This is a genomic window from Dyadobacter sp. HNCC25DJ183 (assembly GCF_056895175.1).
This window is the reverse complement of record NZ_JBXHAP010000004.1, coordinates 120757-139391: the sequence shown is the minus strand read 5'-3', so window position 1 is coordinate 139391 and position 18635 is coordinate 120757. Positions and strand designations below refer to the sequence as shown.

Here is an 18635-nt window from a genome sequence, read left to right as displayed (position 1 = left end):
GAATGGTTTGATCGCAACCCTAAACATCCTGCCGCAATACTTCCAGTGGCGGGCGGGACAGGATTCCGCGGCTGTTGATTAATCCGATGATGACAGTCAGCAGCGAAACGAAGAAAAACACGCCTAGCACCGGGAGCAGCTCTGGTTTGAATTCAGCTTCAAAGCTGAATTTGGCCAATGCAAAACTGCCGATCAACGCGATGATAATGCCGGTCAATGCAGCCAGCGCACCCAGGAAGAAGTATTCCAATGCGGTGATCGCGAAAATTTGTCTGCGGCTTGCACCCAGTGTCCTGAGCAAAACGCTCTCCTGCAAGCGCTGGTATTTACTGATCATCACAGAAGAGATCAGTACGATCAGCCCCGTCAGAATACTGAAACCAGCCATAAACCGGATCACAAAGCCTATTTTATTGAAAATGTCATCGAGCAAACGCAGCACCAGTGCCAGGTCAATAATGGCGATATTCGGATACTTCCTTACAACTGCCTGCTGAAATGTAGCAGATACCTCCGGACTGGGCACGTGCGTGAGCATGGCGTGGAACTGCGGCGCATCTTCCAGCACACCGGTTGGGAATACCACCAGGAAGTTGGTTTGTACTTCGCCCCAGTTTACTTCCCGCAAGCTCGAAACGCGCGTATTCATCAAGGTACCCTGCACGTTGAAAACCATGGTATCTCCAAGCTCAATCTTGCTGCGGTCGGCGAAGCCCTCTTCGAGCGAAATGGGCACGAGTCCTGCCGCGGGATCATATTTTCCTTCCCATTTACCTTTTGTAATCTTTTCGGAAGAGGTCGTCGAGTCGCGGAATGTGACGCGGTACTCTCTCCCGAATATCCTGCGCGATTGTTCCATGGTGGTATCGCCCTCAAAATCCGCCGCCGTTTTTCCATTCAGTTCTTCCAGTCGCATATTCACAATGGAAACACTTTGGTTCACCGGCACGCGCTGCGCCTTGGCAATGGCGAGTACGCCTTCCTTCTGGTGGCCCTGGATATCAAAAAGCACGATGTTGGGCTGGTTGCCGCTGGTCGATAGCTTGACGCGTTCCAGCAAAATGCTTTGTACAAAAAACAGGGTGCAAATGAGCGTCGTGCCCAAACCAATGGAGACGATCAGTATCGTGGTTTGGTTGTTGGGCCGGTAGAGGTTAGCCAGTCCCTGGCGCCATAAGTAGCTCCATGAAACCGGAAAAAACCGCCGCACAAGCCAGGTAAGCAACAGTGCCATTCCATACAGCACTAAAAACGACCCGAGGATACTCGCTGTAAATGCCAGCGCTTCGACCCACGTACGCATTTGTAAAAACGAAAACCCGAAAATGAACAGTACGATTAAAACATATAGCAGCCAGGTAACCGGGTCTCTTTCAAGCTTCACGGGATCAAGTGAAACGCGTAGCACGTTCAGCGGTGAAACGCTGCGAATAGAAAGGAGCGGGGGTAATGCAAAAAGTACGGAGATCAGGATGCCGATCGCCAGTCCTTGCGCGATCGCGGTCCAGGAAATCGCGGTTGTAAGTTCAAACGGTAGTAAGTCTTTGATCACAACCGGTAAAAACTGCTGGATCGCGGTACCGAGTGCGGCTCCTGTTACTGAACCTATAATGCCGATCCCGAGGATCTGGATCAGGTAAATGAGGAATGCCTGGGATGCTTTTACACCCAAACACCTGAGAATAGCAATGGATTTGAGTTTTTCGCGAATGTAAATGTGAATGGCGCTCGCGACTCCGATGCAGCCCAGCAGCAATGCAACAAAACCGACCAGGGCAAGAAACCGTGTAAGATCCCGGAAGGAGCGGCCCGTGTCTTCCTTCTGCTGCTGCACAGTGTTATGATCCAGGTCAAACTTTTCAAAACGCGGTTCCAGATTTTTGACCAGCTTTTCAACGTCGGTACCCGGCGCAAAACGGAAATAGTAGCGATAAGCCACGCGGCTCCCTTTTTGCATTAAGCCTGTCTCACCGAGATATTGCATCGGAATGTAAACCGTGGGCGCGACGGAGCTTGTGATACCGGTTGCTCCCGGCGCTTTTTCCAGGATACCTGCGATCGCGAATGTCACTTCACCAATCCTCACAGAGTCGCCTACCTGGGCATTGTACTGCAGCATCAGCGTCTGATCCACCAGCGCCTCGCGTTTGTTCCTGAATGTTTTTTCAGCTGTAACCGGAACGGTCTCGAATTTTCCATAATACGGAAATTCGCCTGACAATGCTTTTACCTGAGCCAGCCTGTTGCCGCCGCTTTTTGTAAAATAAACCATGGAGGCAAAGCTGCGCTCCTCCGAGCGGATCTTGCCCAGTGAGTCCACCAGCTCTTTGGCTTTTCCTTCTACTGCGCGGTTCCCATAAAGCGCAAGATCCGCCCCGATGAGGGTAGCGGCCTGGTTGTCAATGTTCTCTTTCAGGTTGTCACCCAGGGCGTAAATGGCGACCAGTGCGGCTATGCCGAGGATGATCGAAGAAATAAAAAGTACCAGGCGGGAGCGGTTTTTCTGACTGTCGCGCCACGCCATTTGCAGCAGCCAGGATATATTCAGGTTGTTGGAGTCCATCAGGGATTCGGGGTTATGCTACCAGTTTTCCGCCTTTGATGCGGATGATCCTTTGCGTTTTTGCGGCCAGTTCCAGGTCATGTGTTACTACCACCAGCGTAGTCCCGGCTTCTTTATTGAGGTCGAAAAGCAGGTTAACTACCTTCTCGCTGGTTTCTGCGTCGAGGTTTCCGGTAGGTTCGTCGGCAAAAAGGATTTGTGGTTGATTGGAAAAGGCGCGGGCGAGTGAAACGCGCTGCTGCTCTCCGCCGCTCAGCTGGGTAGGGTAGTGGTGGCTCCGCTCTGCAAGTCCAACCTTATCAAGCAGGTCAAGTGCGCGGGATTTGATATTTCTTTCACCCCGGAGTTCAAGCGGTACCATTACGTTTTCCAGGGCTGTGAGGGTGGGCAGCAGCTGGAAGTTTTGAAAAATAAATCCTACATATTTGTTTCTCACCGCAGCGAGCTGGTCTTCATTCAATCCGTTGAGCCTGGTACCATGCAGTTCCACATTCCCGGAAGTAGCCCGGTCCAAACCTGCGCACAAGCCGAGCAGCGTCGTTTTTCCGCTTCCCGACGGACCTACAATGGACATTGTCGAACCTGCTGCTACTGAAAAATGAATGTTGTCTAATACGGTCAGCGACCGGTCACCGCTCTTATATATTTTACTTACCTGCTGCAGATCGAGTATGGTATCCATCTAATGTTCCTATTTTTATGATTTCTTGGTGCTAAGCTTGGGCAACCTGTTTTGGTCTAATTTGGTTCTTTTGGTTTTATGTCGATTATAAATATAGGTTAAACGGCATTGAAAACTGAATGAGCGGTTTGAGGGCATTTCCGGGAGGGTTTGTCTTTTTATTTCAGTCAAAATCAATTTCTATTATGAAGCGCATTTCATTCTTTATTTACACACTCATCATTCCGCTGCTGTTGTTTTCCTGTGATAGCGGGAAAAAGGAGGGAGCTGAATCAGGCGAAGAAACAGCCAAGGCGCCAGCCCGGCAGGTTTCCGCTAAGAAGAAGACCATCGTATTTTTCGGGAACAGTCTTACCGCAGCCTACGGGCTCGACGATCCTACGCAGGGTTTTGTTGGATTGATCCAGAAGAAAATAGATTCACTCGGGCTTAACTATAAGGTAATCAATGCGGGGGTGAGCGGCGAAACTACCTCCGGCGGAAACAGCCGCATTGACTGGCTGTTGAAGCAGCCGCTTGATGTGTTTGTGTTGGAACTCGGCGGGAACGACGGCTTGCGGGGTATTCCTGTGCCTGAAACGAAAAAGAACTTGCAGGCGATGATAGATAAGGTGCATTCAAAATATCCCGAAGCGAAAATTGTGCTCGCCGGAATGCAGATACCGCCCAACATTGGCCAGAAGTATGCTTCGGATTTTCGTGCGGTTTATGCTGATTTGGCTAAAAAGAACAATATCACGTTGATCCCGTTTTTGCTGGAAGGGGTAGGTGGCGAAGCCAAGCTCAACCTGCCCGACGGCATTCACCCTACCGCAGAAGGTCATAAGATCCTGGCCCAGAACGTGTGGGTGATCATTGAAGACCTGCTTTAAGCGTACTGCCTTAAAAACAGAAAGGCCCGGAGCTGCTTAAACAGTACTCCGGGCCTTTTTTATTTCAATGTCTCCTTGCTCTACACAACCCTGTCGCCACGAATCAAACGAAGAATAATCGCCACTACGGCAATCACTAAAAGAATGTGGATAATGTTACCAAGTCCAAAGCTTGCGAAGCCGAAATAGCCTATCAACCAAAGGATTACAAGGATGACAGCTATTGTATAAAGAAGATTTCCCATTGTCTTGTGTTTTGAGTTAGAGATGTTAGAGATATGATTACATGCTATCAATTTAGATGCCAGCAATAAATACCTGCATTTCGCGCCCTAACTTTCCCCGGATTCTACAATATTTGCGCTGCATTGAAATTACATAGCCATAAGTTGTAGAAATTTATCTCAAAGCTCTTCTATGAAGCGAACATTACTAAGCCTGCTCATTCTTTTAACAATTTCTTTTTCCACAAAAGCTGCCGTTGTCGATACTGTGGACACTTACAGTGCCGCAATGAAGAAAAATATCAAGGCAGTTGTGATCCGGCCGGACAACTATGCGACCGCCGGCGAGATGCCCGTCGTTTACCTTTTGCATGGTTACAGCGGCAATTATGCGGACTGGGTCAAGAAGGCAGCCGGTTTTCAGAAGGCGGCGGATTTGTACCAGATGATGATTGTTTGTCCCGACGGCGGCTTTGGAAGCTGGTACTGGGACAGTCCTGATCGGGCATTTAAATATGAAACCTACGTGGCCAAAGAGCTCGTGGCGTTTGTGGATAGCAAGTACAAAACCATCAAAGACCGAAAGGGCCGGGCCATTACAGGGCTGAGTATGGGCGGGCACGGCGGGTTATATCTCGCTTTCCGGCACCAGGATGTATTCGGCGCGGCGGGCAGCATGAGCGGGGGAGTGGATATCCGTCCTTTTCCCAATAACTGGGATATGGCGAAGAGATTGGGCAAATATGCCGAGAAGCCGAAAGAATGGGAAGAAAATACAGTGATCAACATGCTGCATTTGCTGACCCCGAACACATTGTCTTTAATTATTGACTGCGGCCGCGAAGACTTCTTTTTTGAGGTAAATGAAAAACTGCACCGCGAGCTGGCCTACCGCAACATTCCCCACGATTACATTGTCAGGCCCGGCGCGCACAACTGGGCTTACTGGACCAATGCAGTACAATACCAGCTGCTTTTCATGAGTAACTTTTTCAATAGAAAAGAAGCAGCAGCCAAATAAGTTGTATTTTCAATTGTATACAGATTTTAAATTTCTCTCATTTACATTTGCACAAAATAGAATTAACCTACCTTTTAATTTTACTATTCAGCTATAATGAGCAATTATTCCTCTCCTGCACCGGCTGGCGCTCCCAAATTCACTGAAAACAGATACCTGATTACCCTCATTTTTGTCACTTCGCTTTTCATGTTCTGGGGCATCGCCATTACCATGGGAGATGTTTTGAATAAGCATTTTCAGCACGTACTCAGCCTGACCAAGACGCAGTCTGCTTTTGTGCAGTTTGCGATTTTCGGGGCTTATGGTGTAATGGGGATACCAGCGGGGCTTTTTATGAAGCGTTTCGGTTATAAAAATGGGGTACTCTTCGGTCTGGCGCTTTTTGCACTCGGATCGTTTTTGTTTGTTCCCGCGGCGGCGGCGGCTTCATTCCCGTTTTTTGGTGGTGCATTGTTCATTCTGGGCTGCGGGATTTCCACACTCGAAACAGTAGCGCACCCGTTTGTAGCTTCCCTCGGCGACCAGCGTACCAGCGATATGCGCATCAACTTTGCGCAGGCATTTAATGCATTGGGTACCATCATCGGTCCGGCGGTAGGTTCTTATTTTTTGTTGAGAAACAATGTTGAAGGCAGCACTGACCTTACTTCGGTTAAAACATTATATATCGTAATCGGAAGTGTTATCGCGACGATCGCCGTGCTTTTTTCTTTCGTTAAGGTACCTGCATTAACTGACCCGCACGTGGCAGCAGATCCCGCGGCTGCGAATGTGGATACCCACCCTGAGAAGGGTCTTTTTGAGCATACGCATTTTAAGTGGGCGGTATTTGCGCAATTTTTCAATGTAGCCGCACAAGCAGGTACCTGGGCGTTTTTCATTAATTATGGTCATGAGAAAATGGGCTTCACGGATGCGGTCGCAGGTAACTGGATGATCCTCTTTTTCGTGCTGATGCTTGCCGGCCGTTTCATCGGCACGTTCCTGATGCGTTTCATCGCACCGCCTTCCTTACTTGCCATTTTCGCAGCATGTAATATCGTGATGTGCCTTATTATCGCGCAAAGTCTGGGCTGGCCGTCGTTTATCGCATTGCTGATGCTCAACTTCTTTTTCAGCATTATGTTCCCGACGATTTTCAGTCTGGGTTTAAAAAACCTTGGAAAACATACGCAGCAAGCTTCTTCCTTTATTTCAATGGGTGTAGTAGGAGGCGCATTTTTCCCATTCGCAATGGGAGCGGTAGCAGAAACCAATGTAGCACACGCCTACTACCTGCCGATTATCTGCTATACTGTGATATTCCTGTTCGGATATAAGTTTTATAAGGTAAAATAACTTCGGCCGTCGGCAGTCGGCTTTCGGCTGTTGGCTATTAGCCGTTAGCTTTTAGCCATTAGCTAGTCAAGGGTACATAGGATATATTACAGTTAAGTAGATAGCAAACGCTAACAGCTAACAGCTAACAGCTCATAGCTGACAGCTACCAGCTACCAGCTAAAAACATTTAAACAAGAGATTACAAACAATGAAACTCTGGGGGATTGACTTAGGAGGTACTAAAATAGAATGTGCGGTGCTGGACTCTGCGCAGAATCTGGAAGTAATTGCGAGAATGCGCCTGCCGACTGAATCGGCGAAAGGGTATGAGCATATTTTGTCTCAGATCAAGAGACTGATAGATATGGTAGCAGAACAGGTGGGAGAGCGCCCGACCAAAATCGGGTTTGCTACGCCAGGAGTACTGGAACCGGATTCTCAGCTGATGAAAAACTCCAATACTACCTGCCTGAACGGAATGCCGCTCAAAGCTGATCTGCAGAAAATTCTCGATGTACCCTGTCAGCTTGCAAATGACGCCAACTGTTTTGCATTGGCAGAGGCGCTAATGGGAGCGGGCAAGGAGCACCATGCAGCCGAAGTTGTTTTCGGTGTAATTATGGGTACCGGCGTTGGTGGCGGATTAGTGGTTAATAATAAAATCATTGCCGGTCACCACGGTATCGGCGGCGAATGGGGCCATAATATATTGGAAGAAAACGGCCAGCCTTGTTACTGCGGTAAAGCCGGTTGTGTGGAGCAGGTTATTTCTGGTCCTGCATTGGAGAGATTTTACGAGCAGCAAAGCGGCGAGCGTCTTACCATGAAAGTGATTCTGGAAAGGTACCGCGAAGGAAATGACGTGCACGCGAGTGCTACGATCGAGCGGCTGCTTGAATATTATGGCCGCGCTATTTCTACATTGATCAATGTGATCGATCCGGGATTGATCGTAATTGGTGGTGGGGTAGGTAACGTGGACCTGCTTTATACAGCGGGCTATGAGCGGATCAGAAAGTACATTTTTAACAAAGGTGTGGTTACCACTCCGATTGTGAAACCCAAGCTGGGCGACAGTGCGGGTGTTTTTGGCGCAGCTTTGCTCTAAAATTCACGCTAGCGGAACCAGTGCCGGTCTGTCGTTTGAAAAATAGTTCGTTAAACCATAACGCTCCATTACAGTGACAAACGCGAAGGCAGTTCAGCGTATCCAATCCATTGACATTGTCCGGGGCCTGATCATCGTGATCATGGCGCTGGACCACGTCCGTGATTACTTTCACATTACCGCTTTCACCGGCGACCCGCTCGATCCGAAGACTACGACGGGAATGCTCTTCTTTACGCGCTGGATTACCCACCTTTGCGCACCTTCTTTTATGTTACTTTCGGGCATTTCCGCCTATTTGTCCGGGCAGAACAAAACGCCGGCAAATACCTCTTCTTTCCTGATCAAGCGCGGTTTCTGGCTGATCCTGGTGGATATAGTCTTCATGACATTCGGCTTTACCTTTGATATTACCTTCAAAACAATCCTGCTGGCGGTACTCTGGGCGCTGGGCGGGAGTATGATCCTGCTTGGTTTGCTGGTACGTTTCCTGTCTCCGAAAGCTATTTTAGCTGTGGGGCTGGTTATCGTATTTGCCCACAACCTCCTGGATTACATTCAGGTGGTGCCCAATTCTCTTGCCGGCATTGTACTCGGTATATTCTTTACGGGAGCAGGTACGTTCATTCCCCGGGGTGATGGGGGTAACATTGCATTTTTGTACGTGATTGTGCCCTGGGCTGGCATTATGATGTCCGGCTACGGACTGGGTACGCTCTATAACCGGAGCTTTCCAGCTGAAAACCGCAGAAAGATCCTTGTGATCACAGGTATCCTGCTGACGATCCTTTTTGTTTTGCTGCGTTTTATCAATAAATATGGCGATCCTGCGCCGTGGAGCGTGCAGCAGGAGAGTTTCCGTACTTTTCTGTCTTTCATGAATGTCCGTAAATACCCGCCTTCGCTGATATTCACACTCGCAACACAAGGTCCGGTACTGCTGCTGTTAGCCTTTTCAGAGCGTTGGAATAATGCACTTACCCGCTTCTTCACGGTTTATGGAAAAGTGCCGTTTTTCTTCTTTTTGGTACATTTCTACCTGATACACCTGGTGAGTGCAATCGCGGTTCTAGCTTCGGGGTACACCTGGGCGCAGGCTACGGATGATAAGCTGTTTTTCAAGTTTCGTCCTGATGATTTTGGTTACGGGCTTGGCTGGGTTTACATCATCTGGATCCTGATCGTGCTGGCTCTTTACATTCCCTGTAAATGGTTTGGTGAATACCGGGCCCGTGAGCGCAAATGGTGGCTGAGCTACTTATAGCTTGTCTCTTTCACCCTGGCAAGTAGAATTTTATCATCTTCATTTTATTACAACAACCTAAACATTGCTGTAATGAAATACCTGTTTTCACTGGCTTTGTGCCTGTGCGCTTTCCGGAGTTTGGCGCAAGACAATGCTGAAACTTACCCGGTTGATCCTGCTTCGCAACAACAAGCGAATGTACCGAAAGGCGAAATCCTGAAATTTACATTTGAACAATCCAAAATATTCCCCGGTACCTGGCGCGAATACTGGGTGTACGTGCCTGCACAGTACAAACCGGATCAGCCTGCCTGTGTGTATGTGAACCAGGACGGGATCCAATGGAATGCGCCAATGGTCTTTGACAATCTTATTCACAGCAAAGAAATGCCGGTAACAATTGGCGTATTTGTGATGCATGGAAAGGTACGAGCCGCTGATCCGGCAAAGGCAAATGACCGCTTTAACCGCAGTTTTGAGTACGACGGATTAGGCGATGCTTACGCAAAGTTTATCCTGGAAGAGCTTCTGCCGGAAGTAGAGAAGCAAAAAACAAGCGACGGAAGAGCAATCCACCTTTCAAAAAGCGGGAACGACCGTGCGATCGGCGGATCAAGCAGCGGGGCAGTTTGTGCATTTACCGCCGCCTGGGAGAGACCGGATGCATTTACCCGCGTTTTCAGCGCAATCGGGACTTATGTAGGTCTGCGGGGCGCCGACCGTTACCATACATTGGTCCGCAAATTTGAACCAAAACCAATACGGATCTACATGCAGGACGGTGCTAACGATCTGAACATCTACGCTGGTGACTGGTGGATGGCGAACCAGACCATGTTGCGTGCGCTTACATTTGCCGGCTACGAGGTGCTGCATCAATGGGGCGAAGGCGGGCACAATGGAAAACACGGCACGGCTATATTTCCGGAAGCAATGCGGTATTTATGGAAAAATTGGCCTGAACCTGTGAAGAAAGGTACTTCGCAAAATCAGGTATTGTCTTCGATTTTAATTCCCGGACAGGATTGGGAAGCAACTGGCGAAGCCCGGCCTCAATACATGCGCGCCAAAGCTTCTCCAATCAAGAATGATACTTTAAAGGCAGTTAATGGCAATCAGTATATTTTTGAGCACCTTAGAAAGATCAGGCCAACGATTTATTTGCTTAAACCGGGTCAATCTAAAAAGGCGCTCGGACAACAAGATCTAGACTTTGCCGGAATGGCCTTGTCGCCCGATCAGACATTGCTGTACATTTCAGAGAAATCCTCGCATTGGATTTGGTGTTACCAGATTCAGCCGGATGGAACGCTGGCGCATAAACAAAAATTTGGGTGGCTGCATGTGAATGACAATGCAGAAGACGCCGGCGCGGGTACTATGACCTGTGATCTCGAAGGCCGGGTTTACGTGGCTACGAATTCGGGTGTTCAGGTCCTGGATCAAACCGGCCGGGTAAATGCAATTATTCCGATGCCGGAAGGTGTGCCGCTGAAGGTTGCATTTGGCGGAAAAGATTCAGACGAATTCTACGCAACGACATCCCGCAAGACCTACAAACGTAAATTAAACATAAAAGGCACAACCGCATCCAAAGCCCCAACAAAGCCCGCTCCACCAAAATTATAAAGCATCAGTATTCCCAAAAGGGCCCACTAGGGCCCAAACATCGGTAGATCAAATATAAGGGCCGCCCGGCACGCCCCAGCCCCATTTCGGCATCGGTTCGTCCGGGTTCATTTCAAGTGTTTCGGCATTGGAATTGATCACCGCAATGCGCGTGCCCCATTCAATGTAAGCGACGAATGCGGATCGGAATTCGGGATCGTCGGGCAGGTTAAGTTCATCAGCAGTTTCCAGCAGCAGCGCGACCCAGCGCTGGCGATGTTGTTCAGTAAGGTGTTTGGATAAATGTTTTTGAATCATTTTGAAGTGGCTGCCTTCTTCGCTGCTGTACATTGCGGGGCCACCGAAAACCTCTGCAAGGAAATGGGCAACGTGTAGCTGATGTTCCGGCGACATGTATTTGAATACCGGTTCCAGCAACGGGTCATTCAGCACCTTTTTGTAAAATTGCTGCGTCAGGTTTTCAAAAGTGGACATTCCGCCGGCCCATTCGTACAAGGTAGGTACTGGTTTTTCGGATTCACTCATTTCAATGCTGTTTAGCGATGTTAATCTGTCAATTCCACTCCATAATAATCCCATCAAATCCATTCATCCCGGCAAGTTCAAGTTGAATCTGGCCATTTTTCCAGACAAATTTCACAGGTTTCCCGCTTGCCAGGGAGAATACCTTTTTAGGTTTTTTCTCGCATTCAAACTGAAAATTCAGATTGTACAAAGGCAAAGGTTCAAAATAGGTGTTGCCACTGAAACCGGTCAGATTGATCAGGTGCAGGATCAAACCGTCGCTTGTTTGTCCGCTGCTATTATTGTTGACGGTATTCCGCGTAAATTCCTTTAAAATAGTTTCAACTCTTGCCGGCGCATTGGTTCTGATCTGACGTGTGTTTTCCGGTAAAACATAACTGATTGCGTCCAGAAGCAGGTTTTTGTGTTCCTGGTACCCGTGCATGTAGTAGATTTTACCAAGGTTAACAGGGAAAATAAGCGCCTTGCTTTTCGGGTGGTTTTTGATTCCCATCGCATAGTAGCCTGTCGGATCGTGGCCGCCGATGATTTCGGGCGGACCGGGGCGGCCTTTTGCAAGTACCGGCAGCAGCTTCTGGTCAGCACCTGACAGGTCGTACAAACCGAGATTAAATTTCCAGAAAATCATCTTCTGTCCAGCAAAACTTTTGAATATCGCGCGGTTGTCGGGCACAAGGTAGTTGCCCGCGCCGTCATTGTCTTTCTTTTCGATCTTTGCGCCAAACAGCGTTTGCAAAGTTTCCGGACTGTCGAACAGGGTGCGGTTCGTGGCGATCACGTGCGTGCCTGCATTGACGGCTTCTTTCAAAACCTGCAAAGCCTCGGGTTTAAGGTAAGTGATCTCAGGCAGGATCAGCAGCTTGTAGCCTTTCACTTTCTCTGCGAGGTGGTGTATCTGCCCGTCTTCAATGATATCAAATGGGATATGTGCCTCACGTAGCATCAACTGGATGCCGCGGTATTCCTGCATCGGATCGCCGCTTGGCCAGGCCCCGGGAGCTACGACAGCAATTTTCGCGATGGATTTATATTTGCCAAAATAGGGCTCATGCTTCTTGTGAAACGCATATACCTTTCTGAAAACCTCAAAATTGCGCTCGTCTTCATAGCCGCGCATATCGCCCATCATGCTCATATCCAAGCCTGATCCATTTGCAATATTCTCATAGAGCCGGATCTGTACTTCCTGCGGTTCTACTGCATTGTACCTCGACTGAAAAGAAATTTGCTGGATACTTGCATTGCTGATAATGTGGTCCGGAAAGGAGTTTACCGCATTGCCAACATTGTCGCTCGCGGAATACGGCCAGTAAGGAAGGGTTGTCATGCTCTGGGATTCGTGGCGGATAATATCCACGAACTTATCCGAATAGGTGCAGATCGCAACTTGTTCGTTTTTGGACTTTACCAGCTTATGCAGCCGCTCCGACCAGTCTTCGACAGTATGTTTCTTGAATTCCAGGTATCTCTGAAAAAGCGGGTCCGCCTTGTTTTCTTCGGTAGGTAACTGCTGCCCGCCTGAAAACGCAGCAAAGCGTTTCTTGTCAAATTCATTCTGATCAATGCCGTGGTATTTGCCCTCATAGGGATTATTGACCTGGTAACCCGGCATATTAAGGAAAATACCATCGATCGGAAATTTGTCCATCACTTCTTCGATGATCTTGAAGGATTTCTCCTGCACATAAGGCGCATTGATGGAAACCACGTACATATCGGTATTGATGATCCTTTCGCCCTTCGGTGAGATATAGCACCATTCAGGATGCGCCTTGAAAATCCTTTCATGCACACGGCTGAAATCGAAACGGACAATTACTTTGATCTGCTGTTCATGGCATTTTCGTATGATATCGCCGAGCACATTGTTTTTTACGTGTGGATTCTGATAATGGAAGTCCAGATTGGTAGGGTAAAAAGCCATAATACCGCCCGCATTGATGAGCAGCGTGTTGGCTGAACACTTGATAAGGTCTTCCACAACAGAATCTGCGTGAATGGTAGCTGCCTCGTAGTCGGGCAGGTTCATTTGAATTACGCGCAGGTTGTTCCTTTTCCACCAAAGCTCCTTGTTTGCAGTGTTTTGGGCAAAAGTGATCGTGGAAAGTAGTAGCAGAGCGGTCAGGAAAAGGTATTTCATCATAAATGTTCATTTCGCTGAAAAGGGGCCGACGTTTTTGTATCTACTTGGAAAATCGCATTTCAAGGTATCTCCAGGAGCCAAATAGAACCTGGCTTAATTTTTTAACATAGTAAGCTATTGCTACTCATAACTTCTAAGTATCCTGAAATTGAACAAGTTTGCATTTCTGTTCCTGCTTGCGTCTGTGGTGACGAACATACCTGCCGCTTTCGGCCAGGGTGACTGGTTTAAGCGTTTTGTTGCAAAGACGGTATCGGATACTACTTCTCCTGGCGAGTCGAGTTTCAGGATTTATCCCACATTAGGCTATTCTCCTGAAACGAGCTTTGAGTTTGGCTTGTCGTCGCTCCTGATTTTTCAGGCAAAAAAAGATACACTCAACCGCCTGAGCGAAGTTCAGGCTTTTACGTTTGTGACTTTGGAAGGACAGTATGGTATCTGGCTCGACAATGCGATTTACGGAGATAAGGATAAATGGTTTTTTCTCGGACGCACCCGGTTCCAGCGTTTTCCATTGCTTTATTACGGTATTGGACCCAAAACACCGGATAAAGATCCTGCGCTGATCGACGCGAACTACATTCTTTTAAGACAAAGGGTTTTGCGTAAAATAATACCTAACCTGTTTGCAGGACCTGAAATTGACTACCAGCAACTTTATAATACCGGTTTCGAACAGCCCGACGATCACTTTTATGACAAGCCGCTTGGTGCCGACGGAGCCAGAAATATCGGACTGGGCGCGGCGCTCGTGTATGATACCCGGCACAACGTGCTTAATGTGAGAAAAGGGTTTTTTGGTGAAATATCTTTTCTGAAATACAGTCCGGCACTGGGTAGCAATCAAAATTTCCGCACAATCAACCTTGATGTGCGCGGATCACATCCGACCAGTATCCGGAATGTACTTGCCTGGCAGGTTTACGGAAATTTTAACACCGGCAATGTTCCTTTCAACCAGCTGGCATTGATGGGCGGCGAAATGATTATGCGCGGCTATTACTATGGCAGGTACCGCGACAAGAGTATGCTCGCTACGCAGGTGGAGCACCGTTGGCTTCCATTTGGGTTCAGCAAACGTTTTGGTGCCGTTGCTTTCGCGGGTACAGCGGTAGTGGGGCCACGGATCAGGGATTTTTCATTCAAGTACATCCGCCCGTCTGGCGGTGTAGGCTTGCGTTACCTGCTCTTCCCCAAAAAAGACATATTCCTGCGTCTGGATGTTGGTTTTACCAAGGATGGTCCCGGCTTTTACCTGTTTACAGGAGAAGCTTTTTAATCGCGGTGCTTATAACCAAATGCAACTATAAAAAGCAGTATTCCTACCAAGCCCAGCGCCGCTGAAAGCGAGGTGATCTCTGCAATGATCCCGATCAAAGCCGGTCCGGCGAGTTGTCCCGAATAGCCGAGTATGGTCACTGCCGATAAGGCAATGGAAGGAGGAATGCCGGGAATGCGGCCAGCAGCTGTAAAGAATACCGGAACTACATTGGCAGCACCCAGTCCTACAAGTACAAATCCGAACAAAGTAGTAGCAGCCCACGGAGCCAATACCGCAATCAGAAAGCCGGTACCAGCCAGCAGTGTTCCGTATAAAACCACTTTTGCAGGTCCCAGCTTATGGATGATCCCGTCGCCGGCAAGTCGCATGACGGCCATTGCCACTGAAAATGCAGCATAACCCATTCCTGAAAGTGATGGATCAAAATCACGGGAGAATTGCAGGAAAACCGCACTCCAGTCGAGCATCGAACCTTCCGCAAGGAAAATAATGAAACACATAATACCGAGCACCAGCACAGGTCCTTTGGGTAATACGAAGTTGGTACTATCCATTTTAGCCTCCTCCGAATGTGGCAGCAGGTGTTTGATCTGGGTGACAGTTATGAGCACGAGCATCGCTGAGATCGTCATTGCGGCAATGTTGGGCGACAATCCTGCCTTAATCAAAAAGCCCAGTCCGATCGAACCAAGCAGCCCGCCCACACTGAATAATCCGTGAAATGAGGACATAATGTGGCTTCCGAAACGATCCTGCACGAGTACCGCTTGTGCATTCATCGCTACGTCAATGGAACCTACTCCTGCGCCGAAGGCAAACAGGGCAGCGGCAAGCTGGTAGGAGGAAGTAGTCAGCAGCAATAAGGGGAGTAACGCAGCGATCACGAATGCGGAAATCAATGCGATAAGTCTGCTGCCATATTTGTTGATCAGAAAGCCCGAAACCGGCATGGTAAAGATCGCTCCGGCGCCAAGTGCGAGTAATACAACGCCCAGATCGGCATCATTGAGGCCCAGCCGGATTTTGGCAAAGGGTACCATAGGTGCCCAGCTCGACAAGCCAATGCCGCAAACCAGGAAGATGAGTAAAACTGCTCTTCGTGCCCGTTTGATCTTCAATTGTTCATTCATCAGGATAGTAGTTTGTATTTCCGTTTTGCGAAATAATGCAAATTTGCATAATATTGCAAAAACTATTTTGTTATGTTAAAGGAGAAACGTTTCTCTTATATCCTGGCCAAATTGCAGGATAACCAGCAAGTCGGTTTTGCAGAACTGAGTGAAGCGCTGCAGGTATCTGAAGATACGGTCAGGCGGGATATTGATACCTTGTCGAACAATGGCTTGTTGATGAAGGTGCGGGGAGGGGCTATTCCCCGTTCGCATAATCCATTGACATTCAAAGAGCGGATCAGCTACCTGAAAGACGATAAGGAAGTGATCGCATTGAAAGCCCAGTCGCTTATCAAAAGCGGACAAACGATATTCCTCGACGGTGGTACCTCGGTTTTTACGCTTGTTTCGCTGCTTCCTACGGACATCAAATTGACGGTTGTTACCAATAATACTGCAATTATCCCGGCACTTTCTGCCTATCCGGGTATCAGGTTGATTTTATTGGGAGGCATTTATTTTCGGGAGTCGGAGACGATCTTGGGGACGCAGGCAATTAAAATGGTCATGAACTTTCAGGCGGATTTGTATTTCATGGGTGTTTGCGCGCTGGATGTGAACAAAGGTGTTACTGCCAGTTATCTGGAAGAGGCCGAGCTGAAACAGGCTATGCTTCAAAACGCAGCCAGCGCAGTTGCATTAAGCACCTTTGAAAAGCTCGAAACTTTCGAAAGCTATCGCGTATGTGCGATCGCTGACCTTCAATGCATTATTACCGAATTGGATGCCGCAAATCCAAAGTTGCTGCCGTTCCGGGCAGCGGGTGTTAAAGTTCTTTGAGAATATGTATTTTTGAGTAAAACAGAGATGATATGAAAAGCTGGCAAGAACGAATCAGTATAGATAGTCAGGTGCGTTTTGGTAAACCGTGCATCACGGGGACGCGCATTGCAGTTCTGGATATTTTGGGCTGGCTGGCTAATGGTATGTCTTACGACGATATTATGGCAGACTTTCCATCATTGACCAGAGAAGACATCCTGGCTGCCCTTGCATTCGCTGCTAATCGCGAAGAGAATACACGGATCTTAGTATCTGCCTGAAAGCAAGGTATTCTTGAAATATTTTGAAACGTAAAACGGTCGCTTATTAAAGGCGACCGTTTTACGTTTTACTAGATATTCTTCTTCTTACTTTCTTTAACAGCAAAGTCAACTGCGCGGGCGGTGAGCGCCATGTAGGTGAGCGACGGGTTTACGCAAGATGCGGAAGTCATGGAGGCTCCGTCTGTTACAAACACGTTTTTCACAGCATGCAACTGGTTGTTTCCATTCAGGACAGAGGTTTTAGGATCACGTCCCATTCTTGCTGTGCCCATTTCATGGATCGCCATTCCCAGATAAGATCCGTTATCATAGGTTTTTACATTTTTGACTCCTGATTTTTCCAGCATTTCTGCCGCATCATTCATCATATCCACGCGCATTTTCTTTTCATTCTCGCGAAGATCTGCATCGAAAACGACAGTCGGGATACCAAACTTGTCTTTCTTCTCTTTGCTGAGGTACATGTGGTTTTCATGGTAAGGAAGTGTCTCCCCAAAACCGCCGAAGCCCATTGTCCAGCTTCCGGGTGTGGTAAGCTCTTCTTTGAAATCCGCACCGAAAGCGAGTTCGGCCACATTGCGTTGCCAGCCCTGACGGCCGCCACCACCCTGGTAGCCAAATCCACGGAGGTAGTCGCGTTTGTCGGATCCGATGTTGCGGTAGCGCGGTACATAGATACCGTTTGCGCGCCGGCCGAAGTAATATTTGTCCAGGTCACCTTCCCAGACGCCGCTTGCGCCGGTGCGGAAATGGTGGTCCATTAAGTTATGACCCAGCTCGCCGGAATCGTTACCCATTCCATTTGGAAAGCGGTCGGAGGTGGAGTTAAGCAATAATGCCGCAGAAGCAATTGCGCTGGCACAAACGAAGATGATACCCGCGAAATACTCTCTTTCCTGCAATGTTTTAGTATCCACCACCCGCACGCCGGTTGCTCTTCCGCCTGCTTTTTTGCCGTCGTACATAATTTCCTTTACAGCAGAATCAGGACGCAGTGTTAGCAAGCCTGTCTTAACCGCAGGTGGCAATGTACTCGATTGTGTACTGAAATAAGCGCCGTACGGACAACCGTAAGAGCAGCGGTTGCGGTACTGGCACGGAGAGCGGCCCCCTTCCAGTTGAATTTTCGTAGGCTGGGACAAGTTAGCCACGCGGCCGATTGTCATTGTGCGTCCGGGGAATTCCTTTTCCAGGCGCTTCCTTACCTCTTTTTCCACAAAATACATATCCATAGGAGGAAGGAACTCGCTGTCCGGCAACTGTGGCAAGCCCAGCTTTTCGCCCGAGATACCCACGTGTTTTTCAACATAAGAGTACCAGGGAGCAATGTCTTTGTAGCGGATCGGCCAGTCAACTGCGATACCATCTTTCAGGTTTGCTTCAAAGTCGATGTCACTGAGCCTGTACGATTGTCTTCCCCACATAATGGACTTACCGCCGACGATATCAGGACGGAACCAGTCGAAGCGCTTTTTCTCTTCGTAAGGTGCGTCCATATCGTTCATCCAATACTTCTCGGTATTCTCATTATAGGGATAATCGCGGGAAAGGAACGGGTGTGTTTCTTTTTGTTTTACGGTTAAACGGCCGTTGTACTTGGTTTCCCAGGGTGCTTTCAATGCATTTTCGTAACCTGTCACGTGTTCCAGGTTCTTGCCTTTTTCGAGCATCAGTACTTTAAGCCCTTTTTCAGTGAGCTCTTTTGCGGCCCAGCCGCCGGATACGCCCGAACCGATCACGATTGCGTCGTAAGTGTTTTCTTTTAATGCGTCAATATTGAGATTCGCCATTTTTGATAG

General features: G+C 48.4%; 16 protein-coding genes. 9 read left to right on the top strand and 7 right to left on the bottom strand.

From position 1 onward, the window contains the following. Positions 1 to 19: 19 nt before the first annotated feature. Positions 20 to 2563: an ABC transporter permease gene (locus AC1XTG_RS11170; protein ID WP_484842047.1), complete on the bottom strand. Its 2544-nt coding sequence runs from the start codon at positions 2561 to 2563 to the stop codon at positions 20 to 22. Between the two features lie 13 nt (positions 2564 to 2576). Further along, on the bottom strand, positions 2577 to 3245 hold the full coding sequence (locus tag AC1XTG_RS11165; RefSeq protein WP_031527537.1) for an ABC transporter ATP-binding protein: 669 nt from the start codon (positions 3243 to 3245) through the stop codon (positions 2577 to 2579). 185 nt (positions 3246 to 3430) lie between these two features. On the opposite strand from AC1XTG_RS11165, the gene AC1XTG_RS11160 reads away from it, so the two are divergent. Beyond that, positions 3431 to 4117 (top strand): arylesterase, encoded by a 687-nt coding sequence (locus tag AC1XTG_RS11160; protein ID WP_484842046.1) that lies wholly within the window; start codon positions 3431 to 3433, stop codon positions 4115 to 4117. Between the two features lie 80 nt (positions 4118 to 4197). Here AC1XTG_RS11160 and AC1XTG_RS11155 read toward each other — a convergent pair whose 3' ends face one another. Continuing rightward, positions 4198 to 4362, bottom strand: coding sequence for a lmo0937 family membrane protein (locus AC1XTG_RS11155; protein WP_082489155.1), 165 nt, complete (start codon positions 4360 to 4362; stop codon positions 4198 to 4200). A 172-nt stretch (positions 4363 to 4534) separates the two neighbouring features. Between AC1XTG_RS11155 and AC1XTG_RS11150 the strand changes: the two genes are divergently transcribed. The 5 genes from AC1XTG_RS11150 to AC1XTG_RS11130 all read left to right on the top strand — a co-directional run bounded on the left by AC1XTG_RS11150 (position 4535) and on the right by AC1XTG_RS11130 (position 10668). After that, a complete protein-coding gene (locus AC1XTG_RS11150) occupies positions 4535 to 5362 on the top strand; it encodes an alpha/beta hydrolase (RefSeq protein ID WP_484842045.1) in 828 nt (275 codons plus the stop codon). Between the two features lie 96 nt (positions 5363 to 5458). Continuing rightward, a complete protein-coding gene (gene fucP, locus AC1XTG_RS11145) occupies positions 5459 to 6703 on the top strand; it encodes an L-fucose:H+ symporter permease (protein WP_056282722.1) in 1245 nt (414 codons plus the stop codon). A gap of 190 nt (positions 6704 to 6893) precedes the next feature. Next, entirely contained in the window at positions 6894 to 7793 is a 900-nt protein-coding gene (locus AC1XTG_RS11140) for an ROK family protein (protein WP_056282725.1), read from the top strand. 73 nt (positions 7794 to 7866) lie between these two features. Continuing rightward, a complete protein-coding gene (locus AC1XTG_RS11135; RefSeq protein ID WP_484842044.1) occupies positions 7867 to 9057 on the top strand; it encodes an acetyltransferase domain-containing protein in 1191 nt (396 codons plus the stop codon). A gap of 72 nt (positions 9058 to 9129) precedes the next feature. Continuing rightward, positions 9130 to 10668 carry an SMP-30/gluconolactonase/LRE family protein gene (locus AC1XTG_RS11130; RefSeq protein WP_484842043.1) on the top strand — a complete coding sequence of 513 codons (1539 nt, stop codon included), beginning with the start codon at positions 9130 to 9132 and terminating at the stop codon, positions 10666 to 10668. A 48-nt stretch (positions 10669 to 10716) separates the two neighbouring features. Here AC1XTG_RS11130 and AC1XTG_RS11125 read toward each other — a convergent pair whose 3' ends face one another. Next, positions 10717 to 11193, bottom strand: a complete 477-nt coding sequence (locus AC1XTG_RS11125; protein ID WP_484842042.1) for a group II truncated hemoglobin — start codon at positions 11191 to 11193, stop codon at positions 10717 to 10719. Between the two features lie 28 nt (positions 11194 to 11221). Beyond that, positions 11222 to 13336: an alpha-amylase family protein gene (locus AC1XTG_RS11120; protein ID WP_484842041.1), complete on the bottom strand. Its 2115-nt coding sequence runs from the start codon at positions 13334 to 13336 to the stop codon at positions 11222 to 11224. Between the two features lie 166 nt (positions 13337 to 13502). Here AC1XTG_RS11120 and AC1XTG_RS11115 point away from each other — a divergent pair, with 166 nt between their 5' ends. Then, positions 13503 to 14615: a BamA/TamA family outer membrane protein gene (locus AC1XTG_RS11115; RefSeq protein WP_484842321.1), complete on the top strand. Its 1113-nt coding sequence runs from the start codon at positions 13503 to 13505 to the stop codon at positions 14613 to 14615. On the opposite strand, the gene AC1XTG_RS11110 is transcribed toward AC1XTG_RS11115, so the two are convergent. Beyond that, positions 14612 to 15748, bottom strand: coding sequence for an MFS transporter (locus tag AC1XTG_RS11110; protein WP_484842040.1), 1137 nt, complete (start codon positions 15746 to 15748; stop codon positions 14612 to 14614). The genes AC1XTG_RS11115 and AC1XTG_RS11110 overlap by 4 nt on opposite strands. A gap of 72 nt (positions 15749 to 15820) precedes the next feature. Here AC1XTG_RS11110 and AC1XTG_RS11105 point away from each other — a divergent pair, with 72 nt between their 5' ends. Both AC1XTG_RS11105 and AC1XTG_RS11100 read left to right on the top strand, forming a co-directional pair. Next, the gene (locus AC1XTG_RS11105) at positions 15821 to 16570 is read left to right on the top strand and encodes a DeoR/GlpR family DNA-binding transcription regulator (RefSeq protein ID WP_484842039.1); all 750 of its coding nucleotides are present in this window, start codon (positions 15821 to 15823) and stop codon (positions 16568 to 16570) included. 32 nt (positions 16571 to 16602) lie between these two features. After that, positions 16603 to 16833, top strand: a complete 231-nt coding sequence (locus AC1XTG_RS11100; protein WP_484842038.1) for a DUF433 domain-containing protein — start codon at positions 16603 to 16605, stop codon at positions 16831 to 16833. Positions 16834 to 16904: 71 nt separating this feature from the next. On the opposite strand, the gene AC1XTG_RS11095 is transcribed toward AC1XTG_RS11100, so the two are convergent. Beyond that, positions 16905 to 18626, bottom strand: a complete 1722-nt coding sequence (locus AC1XTG_RS11095) for a GMC oxidoreductase (RefSeq protein WP_056282747.1) — start codon at positions 18624 to 18626, stop codon at positions 16905 to 16907. Positions 18627 to 18635: the final 9 nt, after the last annotated feature.